Origin of the sequence: Corynebacterium sp. HMSC076G08 (genome assembly GCF_001811515.1) — a bacterium.
Classification (GTDB): Bacteria; Actinomycetota; Actinomycetes; order Mycobacteriales; family Mycobacteriaceae; genus Corynebacterium; species Corynebacterium hiratae.
Map to the genome: position 1 here is coordinate 89,672 of NZ_KV805079.1, position 7,088 is coordinate 96,759.

7 protein-coding genes are annotated in these 7,088 nt (G+C 62.8%); 4 read left to right on the forward strand and 3 right to left on the reverse strand.

The window, feature by feature from the left end:
- Positions 1–42: 42 nt before the first annotated feature.
- Together HMPREF2806_RS10445 and HMPREF2806_RS10450 are read right to left on the reverse strand one after the other, a co-directional pair.
- Positions 43–246, reverse strand: coding sequence for a hypothetical protein (locus HMPREF2806_RS10445; protein ID WP_046648675.1), 204 nt, complete (start codon positions 244–246; stop codon positions 43–45).
- A gap of 166 nt (positions 247–412) precedes the next feature.
- A complete protein-coding gene (locus HMPREF2806_RS10450) occupies positions 413–1,252 on the reverse strand; it encodes a DUF4366 domain-containing protein (RefSeq protein ID WP_070517664.1) in 840 nt (279 codons plus the stop codon).
- A gap of 364 nt (positions 1,253–1,616) precedes the next feature.
- On the opposite strand from HMPREF2806_RS10450, the gene HMPREF2806_RS10455 reads away from it, so the two are divergent.
- Both HMPREF2806_RS10455 and metE read left to right on the forward strand, forming a co-directional pair.
- Positions 1,617–2,540 (forward strand): methylenetetrahydrofolate reductase, encoded by a 924-nt coding sequence (locus tag HMPREF2806_RS10455; protein ID WP_070513029.1) that lies wholly within the window; start codon positions 1,617–1,619, stop codon positions 2,538–2,540.
- Positions 2,537–4,801, forward strand: a complete 2,265-nt coding sequence (gene metE / locus HMPREF2806_RS10460) for a 5-methyltetrahydropteroyltriglutamate--homocysteine S-methyltransferase (RefSeq protein WP_070513027.1) — start codon at positions 2,537–2,539, stop codon at positions 4,799–4,801. Before HMPREF2806_RS10455 ends, metE begins: the two co-directional genes overlap by 4 nt.
- 27 nt (positions 4,802–4,828) lie before the next feature.
- Here metE and HMPREF2806_RS10465 read toward each other — a convergent pair whose 3' ends face one another.
- The gene (locus tag HMPREF2806_RS10465) at positions 4,829–5,467 is read right to left on the reverse strand and encodes an HAD family hydrolase (RefSeq protein ID WP_070513023.1); all 639 of its coding nucleotides are present in this window, start codon (positions 5,465–5,467) and stop codon (positions 4,829–4,831) included.
- Between the two features lie 69 nt (positions 5,468–5,536).
- Here HMPREF2806_RS10465 and HMPREF2806_RS10470 point away from each other — a divergent pair, with 69 nt between their 5' ends.
- Positions 5,537–6,067: a peptidylprolyl isomerase gene (locus tag HMPREF2806_RS10470; protein WP_046648667.1), complete on the forward strand. Its 531-nt coding sequence runs from the start codon at positions 5,537–5,539 to the stop codon at positions 6,065–6,067.
- Positions 6,068–6,138: 71 nt separating this feature from the next.
- Complete coding sequence (locus tag HMPREF2806_RS10475) at positions 6,139–6,783, forward strand: rhomboid family intramembrane serine protease (RefSeq protein WP_070513020.1); 645 nt, start codon at positions 6,139–6,141, stop codon at positions 6,781–6,783.
- Positions 6,784–7,088 lie beyond the last annotated feature (305 nt).

The window sequence follows — 7,088 nt, forward strand, 5'->3', positions numbered from 1 at the left end:
TAGATTACAGCGAAGAAGGATCGCTGTAACGGGTTGCGCGGCTTAAGCCAAGTGGTAGTTGTCCACGTCGTAGCCGTTGAACTCGCGGTCGACGCCGTAGTCATCGATGGAGGTGAACTGCGTGCCGTTTTCGATGGCAAAGCGCAGGTTATCCACGCGGGTGGACGGATCACCGCTGACGGCACCGGCCGGAAAATAGAAGGTGTCCCCACTCTTGAGCTTGACGATGAGTGATTCGAAGCTCATTCCTGATCTCCTTGCCTGCTGCTGATACGGTGGCGGCGCAAAACTGCGCGCGGGCACCGATCCATCACGATCGATGCCGATTAACCCTCGATTCAAGCAGGTCGGGCCCGTGCAGGCAAAGGAGTGAGATCAAGGCAACGAAACACGCACCCCCAAGGATGGGGGATTAGTTCTCCTCTTCGGTGTGGAGTCGGTGCTTGCCCTCGGACTCGTGGTCGTCGGTGATGCGGGAGGTGTCGGCATCCTTCTTGTCGGCGTTGCTGACCTCGATCTCGGTCTCGACGGCGTCCTGAATAGCGGTTTCTTCCTCGCGGTGCTTGGCCAGCTGCTCATCCAGGGAGCCCAGCAGCTCCTCGTCGCGCTCGACAACGCCTTCCTCAGCCAGGTCGGACTCCTTCTTGGCATCGTCCTCAGTGGTGGAGGTGTAGACCAAGGTGGATCCCTGCGGTGCAGACGGGGAGGAGAAATCCTCCACGCGCGGCGGGACGGCGGACTCCTTCTCCTTCTTCTGGGTGAAGAAGTAGTAGATGCCGCCGCCGATGGCCGCAAGGGCGGCAACGAGCGCGGAGATCAGCCAAACCTTCGAGCCCTTCTTGTCCTTACCGCTGATGCGGCGGGCCTTCTTTTCGGCCTTGGAAGCCTTCTTCTTAGCCTGCTTGCGGGCCTTGGAGGCCTTCTTTTCTGCCTGCTTCTGGGTCTTCTCCCACTGCTTGGAGGCCTTGTCCTGGGCCTCCGCGGCAGCCTCGGAGAGCTTTTCGGTGGCTTCTTCGCTGCGTTCCTTCAGCTCCTCCAGGGCGCGCTCGAGGCGGGAGTGCGCGGCCTTGGTTACGGCACCCGCTTCGCGGCGGGCCTCGGAGAACCAATCACCATCGCGCTCTTCCATGCGGGCGGCGGCGGTCTCCAGGACGGAGTAGGCCTCGCGAGCCTTTTCATCGCGGCGTTCCTTGAGGCGCTCCACCAGGGCGGAGGTAGCGCTGATGGCTGTGGACAGGGCGGCGGGGTTCATGGGCTCAGGTGCTCCTTTATGTCAATACTGAGGTGATGTGTGTTGGACAACTGTTTATGGAGTGATTGTCGGCGCCGAACCGGGGTGTGCCCGCGTTCGCGCTGGATACTCCCTTTCAGCGTAGTGGCGGCGCGCAGGTCCCGCCACCATATGCGCAAAGGCCGCGAGCTGTTCAAAGAAAATAGACAGCTTTGTACGGATGAGGCGGGTTTTTATTCATTGTGGGTTTGCGTTAACGGTGCAGCTGACTGGGTTCTAAAGGTATCACCAATACTAAAACCCTTTCGCGAGAAATGGACAGCTTGGTACGTTTTGGGACATCAACACCGACGATAAACAACGATAACCTGCAGAGGAGGTGAGCATGTCCCCGCGACTCTCCGCATCCGCGCCACTAGACCAAATCAGCGAAGATACGCCTAAGGAGCTCAAGCGCACCGCTCTCTCTTTCGAGGTGATCCCGCCGCGTCACGATGCGGACGCCGCCAAGATTGACCGCTTATTGGCCACGCTCGCCGCGTATAACCCCGACTACATCGCCGTCACCAGCTCCCAGCGCTCCGGGTGGCTGGAGGGAACCGCGGCGTTTATTGAGAAGATTTCGCGCGATACCGCGATGCGTCCTTTGGCCCACCTGGCCTGCACGGCCGGCACGGAGGAAGAGCTCGTTGGCTGGATCGACACGCTGGTCGACGCCGGCGTCCGCGGCCTCCTCGCCCTTCGCGGCGACCTGCCGGAGGGCGGCATGCCCGAAGGTCATCTGCCGCACGCTGATTCCCTGGTCCGGCTCATCCGCCGCTGGGAATCCGACCGTGTGGCGCGCTTGGCGGCCGGGCGCTTGGCGGTGGGCGTGGCCTGCTATCCCAACGGCCACGCCGAGTCCGCGACGCCGGACGAGGATATCGACGTCCTTTTGGCCAAGCAGCGCCTCGGCGCAGACTTCGCCATCACCCAGCTTTTCTTCGACGCGGAGGACTACGTCCGCTTCGCCCAGCGCGCCCGGCTGGCGGGTGTGCGCATTCCGCTGATCCCCGGGATCATGCCTATGACTAGCCGTGCTCGGGTGGAGCGAATGTGCCAGCTGTCCGGGTTGGACGGGCCGACCAAGGTCCTTGACCAGCTCGCGGCAGCGACCTCCCCCGAGGAAGAGAAAGAAATCGGCATGCAGATTACGGCCTCGTTGGCGAAGTCGGTGATGAACGCCGGCGCCGACGGGCTGCACATCTACACGCACAACAATCCAGACATTACGACTGACCTGCTACATCGAATTGGAGCCATCCCATGACCGCATCCTTCCCCAAGGCCACGATTGAGGGCTACCCACGAGTCGGTGCCCACCGCGAGCTCAAGCGCGCGCTGGAGTCCTACTGGTCCGGCAAAATCGACGCCGAGACCTTCGAATCCGCCGCGCACTCCCTGCGCCTCGATACTTACGCTCGCCTCAAGGAGCTGGGTCTCACTGAGGATTACGCCATCCCGGCCGACGTCGCCTACTACGATCACGTCCTCGAAACCGCACTGACCGTGGGCGCTGCCCAGGGCGAGAGCCTCGATGATGAGTTCACCCTGGCCCGCGGTAACAAGGACACCGCGCCGCTGGAGATGACCAAGTGGTTCGACACCAACTACCACTACATCGTTCCTGAGATCACCGATGACCAGGCTTTTAGCGCCCGCCCGCAGCGCGTGCTGAAGATCGTCGAGGAGGCCCGCGCCGCCGGTCACACCGTGCGCCCAGTCCTCGTCGGCCCGGTGACCCTGCTGGCGCTGTCCAAGCAGGCCGAGGGTGCCACCAAGCAGCCCCTGGACCACCTCGATCAGGCAGTCGAGTCCTACCTCACCGTCTTGGCTGAGCTTCACGACGCCGGCGTCGAATGGATTCAGCTCGCCGAGCCCGCCCTGGTCGCCGACCTCGTCGCCGCTGACGACTCCACCCTCGCCGCCGCACTCAAGAGTGCCTACGGCCGCATCCTGAGCGCGGAGAAGCGCCCGCAGGTTTACCTGACCACGCCCTATGGTTCCCTCAACGCTGGCCTCGATGTCATCGCCGAGCTGCAGCCGGAAGCGGTCCAGGTGGATCTGTCCGTCGGCACCCTGGCCCTAGATAATTCCTACCTCGAGCGCGTGGCCAAGCTCGCCGAGGCCACCCACCTCGCCGCCGGCCTGGTCGACGGTCGCAACGTCTGGGCCGCCAACCTGCGCGACCTGCGCGAGAAGCTCGAGAGCCTCGGCGAAGGCGTTTCCGTAACCACCTCCGTGTCCCTCCAGCACGTGCCGCACACCGTGGAGGCGGAGACCTCCCTTCCGGTGGACGTCGCCACCTGGTTCGCCTTCGCTGATGAGAAGATCCGCGAGGTCGTCGCACTCGCCGCCGGCCCGCTGGACACCCCGGAGGCCTATGCGCAGGCCGACCGCGCCGTGCGCACCCGCGCCGAGTCCTCCCGCACCCACGACCAGGCAGTGCAGGACCGCACCGCGCAGCTGCCGGAGGGCCAGGTTCAGCGCCAGCCGGAGTTCGCCGAGCGCAACAAGGCACAGGAGGCCCTCGGCCTGCCGCAGCTGCCGACCACCACCATCGGCTCCTTCCCGCAGACTGCTGAAATTCGCGCCGCCCGCGCCGCACACCGCAAGGGCGAGCTCTCCGACGCCGACTACACCGAGGCACTGCGCAACGAGGTGAAGTCCGTCATCGAGCTGCAGGAGCGCCTGGGCCTGGACGTCCTGGTCCACGGCGAGCCGGAACGCAACGATATGGTGCAGTACTTCGCCGAGCTTCTCGACGGCTTCGTCGTCACCGAGAACGGCTGGGTCCAGTCCTACGGCTCCCGGTGCACCCGTCCGCCAATCGTCGTCGGCGACATCTCCCGCCCGAAGGCCATGACCACCGAGTGGGCGAAGTTCGCGCAGTCCCTGTCCGAAAAGCACGTCAAGGGCATGCTCACCGGCCCGGTGACCATCCTGGCCTGGTCCTTCGTGCGCGATGACGTTCACCAGTCCGTCTCCGCCGACCAGCTCGGCGTGGCGCTGGCCGACGAAGTCCGCGACCTCGAAGAGGCCGGCATCGACATCATCCAGATCGATGAGCCCGCCCTGCGTGAGCTGCTGCCGCTGCGCGAGAAGGACCGCAAGGCCTACCTCGACTGGGCGGTGCGCTCCTTCCGCCTCGTAGCACTCGAGGCCAAGCCGACCACTCAGATCCACACGCACCTGTGTTACTCGGAGTTCGGCCAGATCATCGACGCCGTCGCCGGCCTCGACGCCGACGTCACCTCCATCGAGGCGGCCCGCTCCCGCATGGAGCTGCTCGAGGACATCGATGAGAAGTTCCACTCCGAGATCGGCCCGGGCATCTACGACATCCACTCCCCGCGCATCCCGTCCGTGGCGGAGATGGCCGAGCTCATCCGCGCCGCTCTGAAGAACGTGCCTGTGGAGCGCTTGTGGGTCAACCCGGACTGCGGCCTGAAGACCCGCGGCTACGAGGAGACCGAGGCCTCCCTGCGCAATATGGTCCTCGCCCGCGACGAGGTCCGCTCTAGCCTCTAGAGGTTTAAATCTTTGGATTTAAACCTTTTAAAAGTAGCCCATCGCCGTCAGCTCACTGAGCGCGGCGATGTCTCCGTTTCCGGCCCTATCGAAGTGCAGCGCTTTGAGCCCCGCGGCCCGGGCGCCCTCGACATCATTGGCCACCGAATCACCGATCATCAGCGTGGAGCCAGGCTCCACTTCCAGTCGCCGACAAGCCTCAAGGTAGGCCTCTCGGTGCGGCTTCGGATGGCCCATCTCCACGGTGGGGAAGAGCTCAACGCCTGGCAGGTCGAGCCCGCCTGCCCGCAGTTTGCCCATTTGCATGTCTCGCGCCCCATTCGTGAGCACACCGACCTTGAGCCCTAAATCCAGGACATACTCGAGTGCTTCCCGCGCGCCCTCCACCGCGCACCAATGCTTCTCGTAGGCGGCTAGGTACTTGGCATATTCCGCCAGCGCCTCCTGCTCCGTCATTTCTGGGCGGCCCAAGAACTCGCGGCAGCGCTCCACGCGCTGGCCCTGGTGGGTGACCTCGCCGCGCTCGTAGGCGGCGAACCATTTCTTTTCGATCTCCGCGAAGCGCTCGTGATGACCGCCCGGCAGCCACTCCTCGACGGCCGCATGCATCGCGGCGGTGTGGTCCATGAGGGTGTCATCGAGATCGAAGAGAACGGCGCGGATCATGCTTGTAACCCTACGCAGATCGCTCACAGCGTTGTGCCGGAACGACGCGGTGGGCGAAATTTCCATACAATGGCTGGCATGACTCAGAAGACCGCAACTGCAACGATGCACACCAACTACGGTGACATTGTTATCGACCTGTTCGGTAACCACGCACCGGTAACCGTTGAGAACTTCATCGGCCTGGCCAAGGGCGAGAAGGACTACACCACCCAGAACGCCAAGGGCGAGCAGTCCGGCCCGTTCTACGATGGCGCTATTTTCCACCGCGTCATCGACCAGTTCATGATCCAGGGCGGTGACCCCACCGGTACCGGCCGTGGCGGCCCCGGCTACCAGTTCCAGGATGAGTTCCACCCGGAGCTGCAGTTTGACCGCCCGTTCCTGCTGGCCATGGCGAATGCCGGCCCGGGCACCAACGGCTCCCAGTTCTTCATCACCGTGGCGCCGACCCCGCACCTGAACAACCACCACACCATCTTCGGTGAGGTCACCGACCCGGCTTCCCAGGAGGTCGTGTCCAAGATTGCTAAGGTCTCCACCGACCGCATGGACCGTCCGGCTGAGGACGTCGTCATCGAGTCCATCGAGATCGCCTAAGCGTTCTTAACTTTTCATCCGAGCCCGCTGCCACGTGATGTGGTGGCGGGCTCGTTGTTTTAGGAGTCTGCGTGAAGAATTATCTCCGTTCGGCACCGGTCACCGTTGTGTTCATGGTGCTGTGCATTGGGGCATGGTTGGCTACGGCCGTCCAAGGCAAGACCCTGGCCACTCCGTATTACGAAAGTTCCTTGGCTCAGGACTGGACGTTGTGGGGACCGGATGTGGCTGCGCATCCCGCCATGGTGCTCACAGCCGGATTCATGCATCTTGATGCCGGGCACTTGTTGGTCAACATGGTGATGCTGCTCTTTGTGGGCAGGGAAGTAGAACGCGCTTTGGGTAGTGCGCTCTATGCGGCGGCCTACCTTATCTCGGTGGTGGGCTCCTCGGCCGCGGTGCTGTGGATGGATTTTGACACGCCCACGGTGGGTGCCTCCGGTGCTCTCTTTGCGCTCATGGGTCTACTCATTGGTGTGTACCGCAGCCGCGGTCTAGACCTGCGCGCACCCATCGTCCTCGTGGTGGCCAACGTTATCTACAGCTTCGTGGCGGAGAACGTCTCCGTGTGGGGGCACTTGGGCGGTTTGCTCACAGGACTGCTGTTGGCACCATTCCTCTTTCGCAAACGCACGTGGCTGCGGTGGCTGGGGATATGGCTTATTGCTGTCGTGGTAGCCGTGTTAGCGGCGCTGCGAGCTGGGCTTTGGGGATAACTCGGGCGTGTTATCCACCAAAACCTTTGTGCGAAAGAATTCCACACAAGTTATCCACATTGTGGATAACTACATTTTTGTAATTTACCGAACGTGTGCGCCAAGATAACCGCAGATCAGCAGCTTAATCGGTTGAATTCGAAGTTTTTGTGCGGGCTGTGGGAAGCGTGAAAACACTTATCCACAGGGTGTGGAGAAAGGCTGTGGAATTCGTTTTCCACAGAGTTATCCCCACCCTGTGGATAACTTTGTACCCAAGGTGTTAACAGCGCTCCGGTTGCGGGGTGGGTGGTGGTGTTTTAGTC

What these genes read in the sequence shown, in the direction of transcription:
- HMPREF2806_RS10450 (WP_070517664.1), bottom strand. Translation starts at nt 1,252, where the DNA reads ATGAACCCCGCCGCCCTGTCCACAGCCATCAGCGCTACCTCCGCCCTG.
- HMPREF2806_RS10465 (WP_070513023.1), bottom strand. Translation starts at nt 5,467, where the DNA reads ATGATCCGCGCCGTTCTCTTCGATCTCGATGACACCCTCATGGACCAC.
- metE (WP_070513027.1), top strand. Translation starts at nt 2,537, where the DNA reads ATGACCGCATCCTTCCCCAAGGCCACGATTGAGGGCTACCCACGAGTC.
- HMPREF2806_RS10455 (WP_070513029.1), top strand. Translation starts at nt 1,617, where the DNA reads ATGTCCCCGCGACTCTCCGCATCCGCGCCACTAGACCAAATCAGCGAA.
- HMPREF2806_RS10470 (WP_046648667.1), top strand. Translation starts at nt 5,537, where the DNA reads ATGGCTGGCATGACTCAGAAGACCGCAACTGCAACGATGCACACCAAC.
- HMPREF2806_RS10445 (WP_046648675.1), bottom strand. Translation starts at nt 246, where the DNA reads ATGAGCTTCGAATCACTCATCGTCAAGCTCAAGAGTGGGGACACCTTC.